The sequence below is a fragment of the Pseudomonas sp. LTR0 genome, from assembly GCF_036630035.1.
Lineage (GTDB): Bacteria > Pseudomonadota > Gammaproteobacteria > Pseudomonadales > Pseudomonadaceae > Aquipseudomonas > Aquipseudomonas putida_Y.
The window spans coordinates 2,598,965-2,614,054 of the sequence record NZ_CP123734.1 but is presented as its reverse complement, the minus strand read 5'-3'; the positions used below and the strand labels follow the sequence as shown (position 1 = coordinate 2,614,054).

12 protein-coding genes are annotated in these 15,090 nt (G+C 60.5%); 6 read left to right on the top strand and 6 right to left on the bottom strand.

Translation table 11 applies throughout. The annotated features are described in order from the left end of the window. Positions 1 to 72: 72 nt before the first annotated feature. A complete protein-coding gene (locus tag QCL51_RS12035; RefSeq protein ID WP_338444872.1) occupies positions 73 to 1,689 on the top strand; it encodes a response regulator in 1,617 nt (538 codons plus the stop codon). A 4-nt stretch (positions 1,690 to 1,693) separates the two neighbouring features. Here QCL51_RS12035 and QCL51_RS12030 read toward each other — a convergent pair whose 3' ends face one another. Next, positions 1,694 to 3,757, bottom strand: a complete 2,064-nt coding sequence (locus tag QCL51_RS12030; protein ID WP_338444871.1) for an ATP-binding protein — start codon at positions 3,755 to 3,757, stop codon at positions 1,694 to 1,696. A 192-nt stretch (positions 3,758 to 3,949) separates the two neighbouring features. Here QCL51_RS12030 and QCL51_RS12025 point away from each other — a divergent pair, with 192 nt between their 5' ends. After that, complete coding sequence (locus QCL51_RS12025; protein WP_021782973.1) at positions 3,950 to 4,636, top strand: type 1 glutamine amidotransferase domain-containing protein; 687 nt, start codon at positions 3,950 to 3,952, stop codon at positions 4,634 to 4,636. A gap of 129 nt (positions 4,637 to 4,765) precedes the next feature. Then, on the top strand, positions 4,766 to 5,572 hold the full coding sequence (locus tag QCL51_RS12020; RefSeq protein WP_021782972.1) for a CSS-motif domain-containing protein: 807 nt from the start codon (positions 4,766 to 4,768) through the stop codon (positions 5,570 to 5,572). 22 nt (positions 5,573 to 5,594) lie between these two features. Here the strand turns inward: QCL51_RS12020 and hppD are convergent, their stop codons facing one another. Further along, positions 5,595 to 6,671: a 4-hydroxyphenylpyruvate dioxygenase gene (gene hppD, locus QCL51_RS12015; RefSeq protein ID WP_028697182.1), complete on the bottom strand. Its 1,077-nt coding sequence runs from the start codon at positions 6,669 to 6,671 to the stop codon at positions 5,595 to 5,597. A 298-nt stretch (positions 6,672 to 6,969) separates the two neighbouring features. Here hppD and QCL51_RS12010 point away from each other — a divergent pair, with 298 nt between their 5' ends. Both QCL51_RS12010 and rarD read left to right on the top strand, forming a co-directional pair. Next, on the top strand, positions 6,970 to 8,556 hold the full coding sequence (locus QCL51_RS12010) for an EAL domain-containing protein (protein WP_021782970.1): 1,587 nt from the start codon (positions 6,970 to 6,972) through the stop codon (positions 8,554 to 8,556). Between the two features lie 33 nt (positions 8,557 to 8,589). Further along, on the top strand, positions 8,590 to 9,477 hold the full coding sequence (gene rarD, locus QCL51_RS12005) for an EamA family transporter RarD (RefSeq protein WP_028697183.1): 888 nt from the start codon (positions 8,590 to 8,592) through the stop codon (positions 9,475 to 9,477). Here rarD and QCL51_RS12000 read toward each other — a convergent pair. Next, positions 9,440 to 11,011 carry a TerC family protein gene (locus QCL51_RS12000; protein ID WP_021782968.1) on the bottom strand — a complete coding sequence of 524 codons (1,572 nt, stop codon included), beginning with the start codon at positions 11,009 to 11,011 and terminating at the stop codon, positions 9,440 to 9,442. The two genes, rarD and QCL51_RS12000, sit on opposite strands and share 38 nt — an antisense overlap. Positions 11,012 to 11,299: 288 nt before the next feature. Here QCL51_RS12000 and QCL51_RS11995 point away from each other — a divergent pair, with 288 nt between their 5' ends. Continuing rightward, entirely contained in the window at positions 11,300 to 11,881 is a 582-nt protein-coding gene (locus QCL51_RS11995) for a LysE family translocator (protein ID WP_021782967.1), read from the top strand. On the opposite strand, the gene QCL51_RS11990 is transcribed toward QCL51_RS11995, so the two are convergent. The 3 genes from QCL51_RS11990 to QCL51_RS11980 all read right to left on the bottom strand — a co-directional run bounded on the left by QCL51_RS11990 (position 11,846) and on the right by QCL51_RS11980 (position 15,088). Further along, a complete protein-coding gene (locus QCL51_RS11990) occupies positions 11,846 to 12,694 on the bottom strand; it encodes an AraC family transcriptional regulator (protein ID WP_021782966.1) in 849 nt (282 codons plus the stop codon). The genes QCL51_RS11995 and QCL51_RS11990 overlap by 36 nt on opposite strands. 47 nt (positions 12,695 to 12,741) lie before the next feature. Continuing rightward, the gene (locus tag QCL51_RS11985; RefSeq protein ID WP_021782965.1) at positions 12,742 to 13,860 is read right to left on the bottom strand and encodes a glycosyltransferase 61 family protein; all 1,119 of its coding nucleotides are present in this window, start codon (positions 13,858 to 13,860) and stop codon (positions 12,742 to 12,744) included. A gap of 73 nt (positions 13,861 to 13,933) precedes the next feature. Beyond that, positions 13,934 to 15,088 (bottom strand): hypothetical protein, encoded by a 1,155-nt coding sequence (locus QCL51_RS11980; RefSeq protein WP_338444870.1) that lies wholly within the window; start codon positions 15,086 to 15,088, stop codon positions 13,934 to 13,936. Positions 15,089 to 15,090 lie beyond the last annotated feature (2 nt).

Genomic DNA, 15,090 nt, shown 5'->3' with positions numbered 1-15,090 from the left:
CCTGGATTCAGTTGAACCCTGAGGTTGTAGCAAGGTCCAGTGGGTATCAGGCCACCCTAAAGGAGAGTCGTTTTGGCCAGTTCGTTGGCGCTGGATGAACGTGCCTTGATCCTCGCACCGCCAGAACTGGCGGCGGACACCTCGCGTCTGCTGACTTCCGCGGGCATCAACAGCCTCTGCGCGGTCGACCTGGCCAACCTGCAGGCGCGTCTGGCCGAAGGCGCAGGCTTGGCGATCATTGCCGAGCAGGTGTTCAACCAAGGCCCAAGTGCCTTGCTACAGGCATTCATCGACCAGCAACCGAGCTGGTCGGATTTGCCCATCGTGCTGGTGACCCAGGGTGCCTGGTCGGCAGCTGGCGTGAGTCATCATCCGGTGGGCAATCTTCTATGGCTGGTCGCGCCTTTCGAGAATGCCCAATTGTTGCACATGACCCGGTCCGCGCTACGCAACCGCCGGCGACAGTACGTCACCCGTGACCAGCTCTATGGCATGCAGCAGCGCCTGGACAGCCGGCCTTCAACGCCGGAAAAAGAGCAGGACCGCAGTGAATTCGCCCGCTGCCAGGCACGCAAGATGGAGGCCATCGGCCAACTGGCCGGCGGCGTCGCCCATGACTTCAACAACCTGCTCACCAGCATCAGCGGCAGTTTCGAACTTGTGCAGCGGCGACTGCGCCAAGGCCGCAGCGACGGCCTGGATGGCGTTCTGTGCATGGGCCGCGAGGCCGTTTCGCGCGCTGCCCGCCTGACCCACCGCCTGCTTGCCTTCTCTTCCCGCCAATCGCTGCACAGCCAACGTATAGACCTGCCTACCTTGCTCGATGTAAAGCGCCTGAAGGCTTGCCTGAGCCCGGCAATAACCCTGCAAGTGCACGCGGCCAAAAACCTGTGGCCCGTGGAGGCGGATGACCAGCAGTTGCAAGAAGCCCTCGACAACCTGCTGCTCAATGCCAGCGAGGCCATGCCCAACGGTGGCCCGCTACGCATCGAGGCAAGCAATCATCGCATCTCCACCGAGCAGTTCGGTGACGGCGCTTTGCGCACCGGCGACTATGTGCGCCTGCGAATCATCGACAGCGGCCAAGGCATGGCGCAAAGCACGCTGGAGCACGCCTTCGAGCCGTTCTTCAGCACCAAGGCGACCGGCCAGGGCATTGGCCTGGGGTTGTCGATGGTGTACGGCTTCAGCAAGCAGTCCCACGGGCATATCACCCTCAGCAGCGAGATTGGCCAGGGAACCCAGGTGGAGCTGTATTTGCCACGCCATGTCGACCAGGCCCTGCCCTCCAGCGAGCCTGTGCCCCCCAGGCAAGACGGCTGCAGCCGACAGGTGCTGATTGTCGAGGACGATCCCCATGTGCGCCAATTGCTCTGCCAGGCGCTGCGCGAAAACGGCTTCCCCTGCCAAAGCGCAGCCGACGCCAACGAGGGCCTGAAGGTGCTGCGCTCGGCACAACCGGTGGATTTGCTGGTCACTGATGTGGGCTTGCCCGGCATGAACGGCCGGCAACTGGCAGAAATTGCCCGCAGCCTGCGCCCACAATTACCGGTGCTGTTCATCACCGGTTACGCGGAAACAGCCATGGCCCGTGAAGGCTTCCTGGGCGCGGGCATGCACCTGATCTGCAAGCCGTTCGAGTTGCAGCAGTTGCAGGCTCAAGTGACACAGATTCTAGGCAAACCTTGAAACGCTACGCGTCAAGCATGCGTAGCGCCTCATCGGCAAGGTGTGCCAGCGAAAACGGCTTGTTCAATAATGCCGTGCCAGGCTGATCGAGCAATCGCGCTTCGATAGACTGGTCCGCATAACCGGTGATAAACAAAATTTTCTGTTGTGCAAGCTGCATGCGCATGGCCTTGGCCACTTGCCGGCCACTGAATCCACCTGGCAAACCGATATCGGTTATGACCAGATCGAAAGGGCCGCCATTGCGGAAGCGCTCCAGTGCGGTATTGGCATCGCCCACATCCGTGACATCAAAACCACGCTCAGTCAGGTACTCGCGCATGACCGCGCGCAGATCAAATTCATCATCCACCAGCAGCAGGCGCTCGCCCCGTGCCATGCGCTGCGAAAAGGCTACTGGCAAAGGCTCATCGGGAACCGGCTCATGGCTCCTCGGGAAAAGCATGGAAACCTTGGTGCCCTGTTCCGGCGTCGACTCGATCCAGGCATAGCCGCCTGACTGACGGACAAAGCCATACACCATCGACAGACCAAGCCCGGCCCCACGACCGAGCGGCTTGGTGGTGTAGAACGGTTCAAAAGCCCTGGCGATATCCACTGCTGACATGCCATGGCCATCGTCCTCGACATGCACGGCCACGTAGTCGCCTGGCGGCAAGCCACCTTCATCCGGAAAGAAGGCTGTCAGCCGTTCGTTGACGCTGCTGATGGTGACATTGCCCTGTTCCAGGCACGCTTCACGCGCATTGGCACACAAGTTGATCAAGGCATTCTCGAGTTGGCGCACATCCAGGCTCACAGCCCAAGGCGTAACATCCAGTTGCCAGTGCAAACGCATCTCTGCCCCCAAGGCTCGCAGCAACAGAGGTTCGCTAAGAGGTAATTGCCGATTGAAGTCCAGTGGCCGAGGGGCCAATGGCTGAGGACGGGAAAATGCGATCAACCGATGGGTCAGGTCCATGGCCCGCTGCACCGCGTCGCGCGCAACGTCCACGTAGGCCCCAGCACGCTCCAGCCGCCCCTCCTGCAGGCGCCGTTGCAGCAGTTCGAGGCTGCCACCGATACCGGACAGCAAGTTGTTCATTTCATGGCCCATGCCACCTGCCAACTGGCCAACCACCTCCATGCGCTCGTTGTTGCGCATCAGCGCCTCTGCCTGGCGCGCCGCCTCTTCACGGTCTGCGGTGATGTCCCGGCCAACCGCAGTCAGCAGGCTGCCGTCAAACCGCGCGCTCCAGCGAAACCAGTGGTAGTGGCCATCGCGGTGTCGCAGGCGGATCTCCAACTGCTCCGCCTGGCTGCATTGCAGCAGCCCGGACATTGCCAATTGGACTTCGGCACGCTCTGTCGGGTGCACCAGTTCCATCACCGACATTTCCTGCACCTGCTCTTGTGTCCAGCCCAGAATGCGGTACCAGGCCGGGTTGGCGGCATGCAGTTTCAATTCAGGGGTGAGCATCATCATCGCTTCGCGCGACAGCAACCAGAACTGCTCTCGCTCGGCCACATGGCGCTCGACCTGGCGCTCAAAGTTCTGCACCTGATCACGCCAATGGCGGTGCACCTCGACGCTGGCTGTGGTCTCGATCACCGTATGCAGAAACCCGGCCACGTTACCGAGCTCATCGTGCAGGGGTGCATAACCGAATGCACACCATAGCGGTTCGGTGCCCTCACTGCGGACGATGCGCAGGGGTGGGTCTTCGACAAAATTCGAGTGGCCTTCCAGTGCCTTGAACACCCAGGGCCCCACTGCTGGCCAGATATCATTCCACAGGGTATCGAACGCCATACCCAGCGCATCCGGTAATGCCCGCAACGCCCGGTAGCCGTCGTTATGCACCACACACAGGTCTGGCCCCCAGACCACCGCACACGGGAAGGGCGACAAGTGCATCATGTCCACGGCAATGCGCAACGAGGCAGGCCAGCGCGACAATGGCCCAAGCGAGGTACGCCACCAGTCGAACTGGGCTATCCGCTCGCCCATCGGCTCGATCGATGGCAAAGCAGGCGAATGCAGGATGACCTGCGGTGCAGGCTCGCGTGGCGTACCGTTTGCGACCAATATCGTGACTCCAGCAATGCTCAGGGTTGACCACAGTGTCGCCAGGCCCAAGGCTCGCCCGTGGAATCTGTTCAAGTTAGCACAGCATATACTGCATGCCATGGCGTACTTGCAGGTGACAGCTATGCTATTTAGGTTTTCCCTCGGGCCAAGGAACACAGGCCCATTCAGGTTGCCGACGGGAGCAGGGTCATGAGCAAGAAAATTCTGGTGGTGTTGACCAATACAGCGAAGTATCCAACCCTCAAACGGGCGACCGGGTTGTGGCTGGGTGAAGCCGTTCACTTTGTCGAGAAAGTCGAAAAAGCCGGCTACACGGTCGATTATGTCAGCCCGCAGGGCGGCTACGTTCCCGTCGACCCGCACAGCCTACAGATGGCCCCTGACCTGGACTGGCAGTGGTACGACAACAAGCGCTTCATGACGCGCCTGGGCAGTACCCTGGCCCCAGGGCAGGTGAAGGCTGACGAATACAGCGTCATCTACTACACCGGTGGGCATGGGGTGATGTACGACTTCGCTGAAAACCAGCCGTTGCAGGAATTGGCACGTAAAATCTACGAAAAAGGTGGCATTGTCGCAGCAGTCTGTCACGGCGTTGTCGGCCTGCTGAACATCAAGCTGAGTAACAACTGCCTGCTCCTCAAAGACCGCAAGGTGACCGGCTTTTCCAACATAGAGGAAAAACTGGCCGAACTGGATGACAAAGTGCCGTTCCTGACGGAGACCGAACTTGGGGCTCGCGGCGGTGAGTACAGCAAACATGATGATCCGTGGAAGCCGTACGTGGTCGACGATGATCGGCTGATCACCGGGCAGAACCCCGCTTCCACTGCCTTGCTGGCCGAAGCAGTCCTTAAAAAGCTCAACGGCAGTTAGCTACATCAAAGCGCTCGATTTCCTACCGTTTCAACTGCAGCCGGACTACAGCAGCCCGGACAGCAAATACATAGGCTCAGGGCTCAACTGTTCACCACGAACAGTTTCAGAGCGGAGAACTATTAGCCTATGTCGAAAATCATGCACGCAGGGCGCAGCATGGTGGAGCTGCTGCTGCTCATTGCAGTAGCGCTGGTGCCTGTGGTTTCCGGTTTGCTGGTAATGGCTTTCCAGCTGGAAGCGAAACTTGCGGAAAACGCCAGCATTTCCGTTCAGGAGGCGGTTTTCAGCGTCGATAATGCACTGGACAGAATGCACGAGACAGCCCTACGCACCCTGCCCTTTGCAGGGGAATCTTGCGATAGCGTCAAAAGTGCCTTGCAGGACCAGGTTGCCATTCGCTCCATGGTCAGGTCATTGACCTTACTCAAAGACAATCAACCTTACTGCAGCACGGCTTCAGGTTCGCTGGAGCATTATTCATCGTTCGCGTTGTCCGGCCAGCGGGTCGCACTGTCCTACGGCCCTCCTGACACGCGCCAGAAGCTGCTGGTCGACTTTCATCAAAAAGGCAAGAACAATGGCGTGATCGTGACAGCCTATGCCATGCAGATTCGCAACGAACTGGATGGCTTTCAGGATGGGCTGACACTGCTGGTCGAGTTTGGCGACCGCTACATATGGAGCAATGGTGACAGCCGCAGCCTTGAACGCCCTTCACAGGCCGAGTTTTTTACCAGCGCAATGTCGGCCAGATATGGCTACACGGTCAAAGGTGGCTACCCGGAGGGCTTCACCGCTCAGGAAATCCGCCAGTCGGTGCTGCAGATCGCGCCCTCGCTGATGCTGGTGGGGATCGTGACCGGCTCGATCGTTTATCTGGCCCTGTTCAGGGCACGTGCAAACAGGCGGGGTACCGCCGCCGAACGAGCATGACGACGACGGTACTCCAAGGCGGTCAGTCTGTGCTCAGCACGCCACGGCGTACCTGGTCACGTTCGATGGATTCGAACAGCGCCTTGAAGTTGCCCTCACCAAAGCCATCGTCACCTTTGCGCTGGATGAACTCGAAAAAGACCGGGCCAAGCAGGGTTTCCGAGAAAATCTGCAGCAGCAGGCGCTTGTCTTCGGGTTGCGAGGCGCCATCGAGCAGGATGCCACGCGCTTGCAGCTGGTCGACCGGCTCACCATGGCCAGGCAAGCGCTCTTCGAGCATTTCGTAGTAGGTTTGCGGTGGCGGGGTCATGAAGCGCATGCCCAGCCCCTTCAGGGCATCCCAGGTCTTGAGCAGGTCATCGGTCAGGAAGGCCACGTGCTGAATACCTTCACCGTTGAACTGCATCAGGAACTCTTCGATCTGCCCCGCGCCCTTGGACGACTCTTCGTTGAGCGGGATGCGGATCATGCCATCAGGAGCAGTCATGGCCTTGGAAGTGAGGCCGGTGTATTCGCCCTTGATGTCGAAGTAGCGGATTTCACGGAAGTTGAACAGCTTCTCGTAGAACCCGGCCCAGTAGGCCATACGCCCGCGGTAAACATTATGGGTGAGGTGGTCGATGATTTTCAGGCCAGCCCCCACCGGGTTGCGATCCACGCCTTCGATAAAGTTGAAGTCGATATCGTAGATCGAGCTGCCTTCCTCGAAGCGGTCGATCAGGTAGAGCGGTGCCCCCCCGATACCCTTGATCGCCGGCAGGCGCAGTTCCATCGGGCCGGTTTCGATTTCTACCGGCTGGGCGCCCAGTTCCAGGGCGCGGGCATAAGCCTCATGGGCATTGCGCACGCGGAAGGCCATGCCACACACCGACGGGCCATGTTCAGCGGCGAAGTACGAGGCGATGCTTTTAGGTTCATTGTTCAGGATCAGGTTGATGTCACCCTGGCGATACAGGTGCACATCCTTGGAACGGTGGGTGGCCACTTTGGTGAAGCCCAGTATCTGGAATACAGGCTCAAGTACGCCCGGGGTCGGCGAAGCCAGTTCGATGAATTCGAAGCCCATCAGGCCCATTGGATTTTCGAAGATATCAGCCATGTTCATGTTCTCATCTGCAGCGAAAATTATTGATTGCGTGGGATGTGGAACAGGAACGGCGGTGAGCACGGAATGCCCCGCACACTACGGGCGAGGTAGTCACCTATGATCAGCTTGAACCCATGGTATGTCATATGGACCCATTCTCGGCGGGCTTGATCCTTCGGAAGTGAAGGACCTTATTGTTGTATTCGTAAATCGATTCTACATTGCGTAAAATGGTTTGTCGCGTTTTAGTTACTCGTACGCGCCGACAAACGGCTATCCTCTCGTTTTACTTCATGATAGTCAGGTCAGCATGCCCCTTACCGTCAAACGCCGCGCCGCCCTCAGCTGGCGCACGCTGTTGCCCTGGGTCGTCGGCGTGCTGCCGGTCATGTGCGGCCTGGCCGTGATGAACTGGCAGGTCGAGCGTGAAATGCAGGCCAGCAGCCAGGCCACCACCCGCCAGGCACTGGAGCACGTCGAACACATTCTCGACGACCTGTCCCGTGCCGCCAATTCGCTGCTTCCACTGACTGACAGCCCATGCGAGCAGGTCAAGCTTATGCTACGGGCCCAGGTTACCCGCAATGCCTTCGTGCGCTCGACCAACCTGTTCAGGCACAACAACCTTTATTGCACTTCGCTGTTCGGCGAGTTCGAAGAACCGGTCAATCCTGGCGATTACGTCGACGGCAAGTTATGGCTGATGGACGGCAACTCGGTTACGCCGGGCCACCCGCTGCTGGTCTACCGTGCCAGCGACGGCGACCACGGTGCAATCACCACGGTGGATGGCGACCACCTGCTGACTGCACTACGCCTGATCGGCCCCGATGAAGAACTGCAGATCCGCGTGGGCGACGCCTGGATGGGCAAGGACGGGGTGGTACACAAAGGCGTCTCCCCCGCAGCACCCAGTGCCAACGTGCTGATTGGCTCAACCCGCTACCCTTTCAGCGTGCAGGGCGGCTACGGTGCCGACAAGCAAGGCCAACTGTTACGCAGCCACTACCCTGGCCTGCTCAGTCTGCTGCTGGTGCTGGGTGCCCTGGCGGCGCTGGTATGCCGCTGGCAGATTCGCCGCGCCACCTCACCGCGTGCCGAACTGGAGCGTGCCCTGCAGGCCGATGAATTCCTGCCGTATTTTCAGCCGGTGGTGCGCAAGGGCGATTACCGCTGGGCTGGCGCGGAAGTGCTGATGCGCTGGCACCACCCGCGAGAGGGCCTGGTTCGCCCCGACCTGTTCATCCCCTATGCCGAACACAGCGGGCAGATTGTCGCCATGACCCGCGCGCTGCTGACACATACCGCGCAAAGCCTGGCGCCCTATGCCGGCCTGTTGGAAGACGGCTTCCATATTGGTGTCAACATCACCGCTGACCACTGCCGCGACCTCAGCCTGCTGGATGACTGCCGCACATTCCTGCAGCACTTTCCGCCCGGTCGGGTGGTGCTGACCCTGGAGCTGACAGAGCGCAAGCTGATCGAGCCCACGCCGGTCACCCTTGAACTGTTCGAAAAGCTGCATGCCATGGGCGTGATGATCGCCCTCGACGACTTCGGCACCGGCCAGTCGAGCCTCAACTACCTGCGGCAATTCAAGGTCGACTACCTGAAGATAGACCAGAGCTTTGTTGCCATGATCGGCGCCGATGCGCTGTCAGTACACATTCTCGAGACCATCATCGAGCTATCAGGAAAGCTGGACCTGGGTATCGTCGCCGAGGGTGTGGAAACCGCCATGCAGCGCGACTACCTGGCCGCGCACGGGGTGGACTTCCAGCAGGGTTACCTGTTCGCCAGGCCCATGCCGGCCGCCCAGTTCCTCGAAGCCCTGGCCACTCGCCCGGGCGCAACGCAGTTGCCGCAAGGCGCGCCCCCTGAGATCATGCGCGGCTGATCAACCCGCTCAATTCCCTTATTCGAGGCATTCGTGTCAAAAGGCATTGTTTCATCGGTCATGGCGTCCTGTTTGTTCGCTGTGATGTACTTCTATACCTCCCTGCTCAAGCCACTCGATGGCGAAGAAATCTTTGGCTGGCGTACCCTGCTGACACTGCCCTGCCTCACCTTGTTCATGCTTGTCTCGAAAGACTGGAAGCGGGTGGGCGAACTGATGGGGCGGGTGAAACGCACACCGGTGCTGTTGCTCGGCATGGTCGGCACGTCCTGGTTGATGGGGGTGCAGCTGTGGCTGTTTTTATGGGCGCCCCTGCATGGGCGCAGCCTGGAAGTGTCGATGGGTTACTTCCTGCTGCCACTGGCCATGGTCCTGACCGGGCGACTGGTATATGGCGAGCGCCTGTCACGCCTGCAGACGGTAGCCGTGGCCTGCGCCGCGCTGGGCGTGGGCCACGAGCTGTACCAAAATGGCAGTTTTGCCTGGGAAACCCTGCTGGTCACGATGGGCTACCCGATCTACTTCGTGCTGCGCCGACGCTGCCGCACCGACCATCTGGGTGGTCTGTGGTGCGACATGTGCCTGCTGCTGCCGTGGGCGCTGTACTTCGTGATCCAGAGCCCACTGTCCAGCGCGGATCTGCAAGCACACCCGGGGCTCTACGTGTTGATCCCGATCCTTGGCGCGATCAGCGCTTCGGCGCTGATCGCCTACGTGCTGGCCAGCCGCATGCTGCCATTCAGCCTGTTCGGCCTGCTCAGCTACGTCGAACCCGTGCTGCTGGTGGGCGTGGCGTTGCTGCTGGGCGAAACCATCGGCCCGGATCAGTGGCTGACCTACCTGCCAATCTGGGCCGCGGTACTGGTGCTGGTGCTTGAAGGCTTCAAGCACCTGCTACGTCAGCGTCGCCGTTCGGTGTAAGCCGAACCTGGCGCACTCGTCGCTCTTCAACCGCCTCTACGGTCAGCATCCAGCCATTCCAGGCCAGCCGGTCACCGACCATCGGTAGACGGTCGAGCAAGCTCATCACCAGGCCCGCAAGGGTCTGGTAATCCTCGGTAGCACGGGCACTGAAGCCAGTACGCGCCTGCACCTGGCTGAGGTTCAGCGCACCGCTGACCACAAAGCCTTCACCCTCCTGAACGATGCCCGGGCCTTCAACTTCGCTGGCATCCGGCAGCTCCCCGGCAATCGACTCAAGGATGTCGGTCATGGTCAACAGCCCGGTGAAGTCACCGAATTCGTTGACCACAAAGGCAATATGCGTCGACTGACCGCGCATTTGCTCCAAGGCATTGAGGATGCTGAAGCTCTCCAGCAGGTTCAACGGCGCCCGGGCCATGTTTTCCAGGTCGGGCTGGCTACCCGAAAGCAGCTCTTTGAGCAGTTCCTTCTTGTGCACAAAGCCCAAGGGCTCGTCCACACGGCCATCGCGGATCAGCGGCAGGCGCGAGTACGGCGAATTGGCCAGGGCCTGGGCAATGGCATCAGCCGGTTGCGCCAGGTCGATCACATCAACCTCGGCACGGGCAGTCATCACCGTACGAATCGGTCGCTCGGCCAGGTTCAGCACGCCGCTGATCATGACCCGCTCACGCCGGTCGAACAGCACCTGTTCCCCGCCGCCCTCGACCAGGTCGGCAATTTCCTCGCCTACCTCGTCAGCCTCGACCCGGCGGCCGCCCAGCAGGCGCAGCACGGCATGGGCAGTCCGTTCGCGCAACGGCCGATGCTGTTGCAAGCTGCGCTTGCGGCGGGCACGGGCCAGTTGGTTGAACATCTCGATCAGGATCGAGAAGCCGATGGCCGCGTACAAGTAGCCTTTCGGGATATGGAAACCCAGGCCTTCTGCGGTGAGGCTGAAACCGATCATCATCAGGAAGCCCAGGCACAGCATGATCACCGTGGGGTGGGCGTTGACGAAGCGGGTCAGCGGCTTGCTGGCAACGATCATGATACCGATCGAGAAGATCACCGCGATCATCATCACGGACAGCTCATCGACCATGCCCACCGCCGTGATCACGGCATCCAGCGAGAATACCGCGTCCAGTACCACGATCTGGGCAACGATCGGCCAGAATGCGGCATGGCGCAGTGTGCCACTTGCCTGGGTCACGTGACCTTCCAGGCGTTCATGCAGCTCCATGGTGGCCTTGAACAGCAGGAACACACCACCAAACAGCATGATCAGGTCACGGCCAGAGAAGCTCTTGCCGAACACTTCGAACAGCGGTGCGGTCAGGGTGACCATCCACGAAATGCTGGCCAACAGGCCCAGGCGCATGATGAGCGCCAGGCTCAGGCCAATGACCCGCGCGCGGTCGCGCTGGTGGGGCGGCAACTTGTCGGCGAGGATGGCGATGAACACCAGGTTGTCGATACCCAGCACCAGCTCGAGGACGATAAGCGTCAGCAGGCCTAGCCAGGCCGTGGGGTCGGCTAGCCATTCCATTAGCGGGTACTCACGAGGGAAACGTCACACGGACGGGGGAAGGATGGCCAGAAAAGCCGAAAACTGGGGGGCTCCGCGAAGGTGCTCATATAGACCTTGATAACAAATTGGGAGGACGATGCTACAAGCACAGCAGGTTTCTGTAGTAGCGCAAAACTATTACAAAACCTGTCCCCCTGCATCGCCATCAGCCCAGCAGGCGCGAGTTGTGCGCAGGTACTTTTGTTCAATACATCAGAACGCCAGCCACGCGAGGATAACGCCTCCCTAAACACCCGGATCTTCCTCATGAGCCTGTACTTGTCCATGGCCGCCTTCGCGCTTGCGGCTTCGATCTCCCCCGGCCCGGTCAACATCGTCGCACTTGGCAGTGGTGCCCGCCATGGCCTGCGCGCCAGCGTGGCACATGTAGCCGGCGCCACGCTGGGCTTCTGCCTGTTGCTGGTGCTGGTAGGGCTGGGCCTGCATCAACTGCTGTTGCGTTGGCCCCTGTTGGGCCTGATGTTGCACTGGGGCGGTGTGGCGTTTCTGCTGTACATGGCGTGGAAACTGGCCAGTGACGACGGTAACCTGAACAACGCACAGCCTACCCATGCCCCTTCAGCCTGGCACGGCGCAGCGATGCAGTGGCTTAACCCCAAAGCCTGGTTGGCAGCCGTTGCCGGGGTGGGAGCCTACACCGGCGGTGAACAGCACTTGCTGTGGCTGTTTACCTGGATCTACGGCCCAATCTGTTTCATCTCGGTGGCCTGCTGGGCCTGGGCCGGCAGCGTTATTCGCCAGTACCTGGACAACCCACGTCACCTGCGCATGCTCAATCGGAGCCTGGCCGTGTTACTGGTCGCCAGCGCGGTTTACCTGATCCTTTAAGGCTTGCCCGGCTCCTGCAGGAGCGCCCAGGCTAGCGACGGCGTTTCTGTAATGCCCCGGTGTCGCCGCCAGGTGCTGTTTGAATGCCCGCTGCAGGTGCGCCTGATCAGCAAACCCGGCGTCCTGCGCAACTTCAGCAATTGAGCGGCCCTGGCGCAACTGCGCCCGGGCCAGTTGCACGCGCTGGTCCAGCAGGTAGCCATGCGGCGTCAGGCCAAAGCGTTGGCGAAAGGCACGAATCAGGTAGGACCGAGACAGGCCACAAGCCCCGCAGATATCCTCGAGGCTGAGCGGGTCACTGCGATGGGCGCGTATGAACGCTGCCGCTGCATCCAGCCGTGGATTGCCCTCGCCACCCTCGCTGGCATTACCGCCAAGCATGCCCGGCAACTCGTGAAACAGGGCCGCCAGGCGGGCTTCGCGATCAGGCAGCCTGGCGTCGAACAGGTCGGCAAATGCCTGCAACAGCCGCCGATACAACACAGGCGAGCGACTCCAGGTCTGCGTGGGCAGGGTAAAACCCACTGCCTGCAACCAAGGCTGATCGACGAACAGCATCAGGTAAGACCAGGGTTCCCCGGCAATAGGGTTGCAGGTATGCACCACGCCTGGGTTCATCAACACCGTGGTACCCGCCCCAACCTCAATGCACTGGTCACTGTTGATGTAAGTGCTACGCCCCCCCGTGATGACACCGATGGAGAAGCTCTCGTGGGAGTGCGCGGCGTAGCACACCTTGCGCCCGTCCCCTACCCGTCGGGCTTCGACGAACGGCAAGGCAGGGTCGCGCCAAAACCGTGATACCTCGATCATCCTCTACTGCCCTGCCCGCCGCTGATCCATGCACGGATACTACACACTTATCGTGGGAACAGATCCAGCGTGCGCTCCACCTCGCCAATATCAATCCTGAAACCATCACCTTCCGGCAGGCCAACCACAAAGCCGAAATGCTGGTGATCACGATCCGTCAGGTACTTGTAGTAGCTGACGAAACGGTTCGGCGGCTGCAAAGTCAGCAGGCAGCCTCCAGCCTGCAGTACGTTCACGCCATGCACCAACTGGCTACCCTCCACCCCGATGACCACTTTAGCCCCGGCGCAAGCCGCGACAATACTCGGTACATCGGACTTCAGCGGGTTGACGATGCGAAAACCGCGGGTCGTGCGCAGGTGTTCGGCAAGCTCCAGCTCGTTGCGCAACAGGCGCAGGTCACCATCACCGCCCCGCAACAGGAAAACCCCCGGGTGCTGCGTGTACGACACATGCGACAGCAGTTTGTCACCCATGGCTCGGTAGCGAGCATGCCGGCTGCGGTTGTTGCTCTGGTCATCGAACAGCACCAGCTCGCGAAAGAACGCACTGCGCAGGCGCAAAGGTTTCATGTCCAGCCAGTCTTCATAGGCCGGTGCCTGGGTAAACAGCGGATACCTGGCAGAGGGGGCGGTGGTCACCGGGATGCCTTCGTTGCAGGCCAGCGCATAGGTCGGGCAATCTTCCATCAGCCAGGTGCCGAACCAGGCGTTACCGTTTTGTGTGCAATAGATCGCGGCGCGGTCGATTTCATTGTCGATGAGGATGGTCGGGAAGGTATTCGGCTTCTGTGACAGCCAATGGCTGGCCTTGCCCTTGTACAACGCCCCATCGACCAGCCACACATCCTTGATCAGGTAGCCGCGGGTTGGTCCTTGCAACGCATTGACGCCTCCCGCCATGGTCTGCGCCGGGTGCACGTAGGGGTAAAACCGCTTGCCTTCCCAGCCCGTCACCCGCTCCAGCTGGCCGGGCAGGAAAATGGCCGGCGGCGAAACCGTGGCTTCGCCCGGGGCGATGTCCCAGCTCTTGGTGGCGAGGTTCTTGATGTCGATCGCCGCTCTTCTGCCAAGTCGTTTGCGCAGCATGTAGCGGTAGGCGGCCAAGGTCCAGGTGTGTTGCCTGGCTGCGGGCGATGCACTGAACTGCGAGATGTCGCTTCCCATGAAGCGTCCTCCCCTGATGACGAAGTCTGGACCCCGGCGCCAGGCGCCAGATCAATGCATCCCTGGCTGTCACTCAATCACTCGTGACTCTTTCCATGGTGGGCGGTGATTGCAAGTTGGCGTAACGGCTGCGCAACGTTTCCACGAACGGTTCGCCAGCCCCGCTGCCTCCATAGAGATAAATCTTGTGCAGGCCACCAAACACCATTTCGTGATAGCGGCTGGCAACTTCCTCATCGCTTGGGCCATCCGGCAGCCCCAGATGCAACGTCAGCTTGTCGCCTTCGACCGCGAACATCGGCGTATCCCACAGGAACTTTGCCGTACCGGTCTTGGGCAGACGGACAAACAGGTACGCATGGTTACCCAGCGAGTCGATATCACCACCGCGGCGGCGCTTCCACTTCAGCAGGCCGTCGTCCGGGCGCGCCAGACACAGGCCGATATCGTAATAATCGAAGCCCTGCTCCAATGCCCATTCGAGCGCCATGAAGGTGGTGATCGAGTTCACCTCGCGCAATTTCTTCGCATCGGAAAACACCGCTTCACAATAACCAAAGCGCAACGTGCTCCAGTAACGCTTGCCGCCGCGCACCACTTCACACCCCAGGTGGCAGCCAATCACCTCATCGCCCAGCATGATCAAGTCAAGCCGGCCGACACTCTTGGCAATACGGAACACCTCTTCGGTAGGAAACTGCGCGGCATGAATGCCCTGCCGGGCCGAAGCATAAGGGCGCAGCAGATCCCGGTCGGCCATGGCGATTTCTTCGTCCGAAAGGGTTTGGCGCATGTGATAGAGCGGCCGGTTCTTGCGAATGCTGCGCCGCAGTTCGCTGTCGTAACGGGCAGTGATGTCTTTCAGCGAGCGCCCCAACGGCACCACGGCGCTCAGGTAATGCGGCACCGACAACGCCCCCGACGTGGGCATTTCGCTGATGACCACTACGTGGCTGGCAGCCGCCGTGGCATTTGCACCGTCTACGATCGATGCGCTGCCTTGGCCCTTGCCACCGATCAGCAGCTTGGCCATCTCCCGTTGCTGCTTGCGGCCGATGTAGAGGATTTCGTACGGGCTCTCCTGTTGCGGGCGAAACCTGGCAACTTCCCAACGCCAGAGACAGGCACGCGCCAACATTTCTCGCACTTTGCTGGACAGCAGCCTGATTTCGTAGCGCGTGGAGGGCGACAGGAGCTTGCGCGCCACAGTCGTCAAGGTCTTTTTCATTT

Excerpts from the sequence above, each read along its gene's own strand:
- QCL51_RS12025 (WP_021782973.1), top strand. The coding sequence starts at position 3,950 with ATGAGCAAGAAAATTCTGGTGGTGTTGACCAATACAGCGAAGTATCCA.
- QCL51_RS12020 (WP_021782972.1), top strand. The coding sequence starts at position 4,766 with ATGTCGAAAATCATGCACGCAGGGCGCAGCATGGTGGAGCTGCTGCTG.
- hppD (WP_028697182.1), bottom strand. The coding sequence starts at position 6,671 with ATGGCTGATATCTTCGAAAATCCAATGGGCCTGATGGGCTTCGAATTC.
- QCL51_RS12010 (WP_021782970.1), top strand. The coding sequence starts at position 6,970 with ATGCCCCTTACCGTCAAACGCCGCGCCGCCCTCAGCTGGCGCACGCTG.
- QCL51_RS12000 (WP_021782968.1), bottom strand. The coding sequence starts at position 11,011 with ATGGAATGGCTAGCCGACCCCACGGCCTGGCTAGGCCTGCTGACGCTT.
- QCL51_RS11995 (WP_021782967.1), top strand. The coding sequence starts at position 11,300 with ATGAGCCTGTACTTGTCCATGGCCGCCTTCGCGCTTGCGGCTTCGATC.
- QCL51_RS11990 (WP_021782966.1), bottom strand. The coding sequence starts at position 12,694 with ATGATCGAGGTATCACGGTTTTGGCGCGACCCTGCCTTGCCGTTCGTC.
- QCL51_RS11985 (WP_021782965.1), bottom strand. The coding sequence starts at position 13,860 with ATGGGAAGCGACATCTCGCAGTTCAGTGCATCGCCCGCAGCCAGGCAA.
- QCL51_RS11980 (WP_338444870.1), bottom strand. The coding sequence starts at position 15,088 with ATGAAAAAGACCTTGACGACTGTGGCGCGCAAGCTCCTGTCGCCCTCC.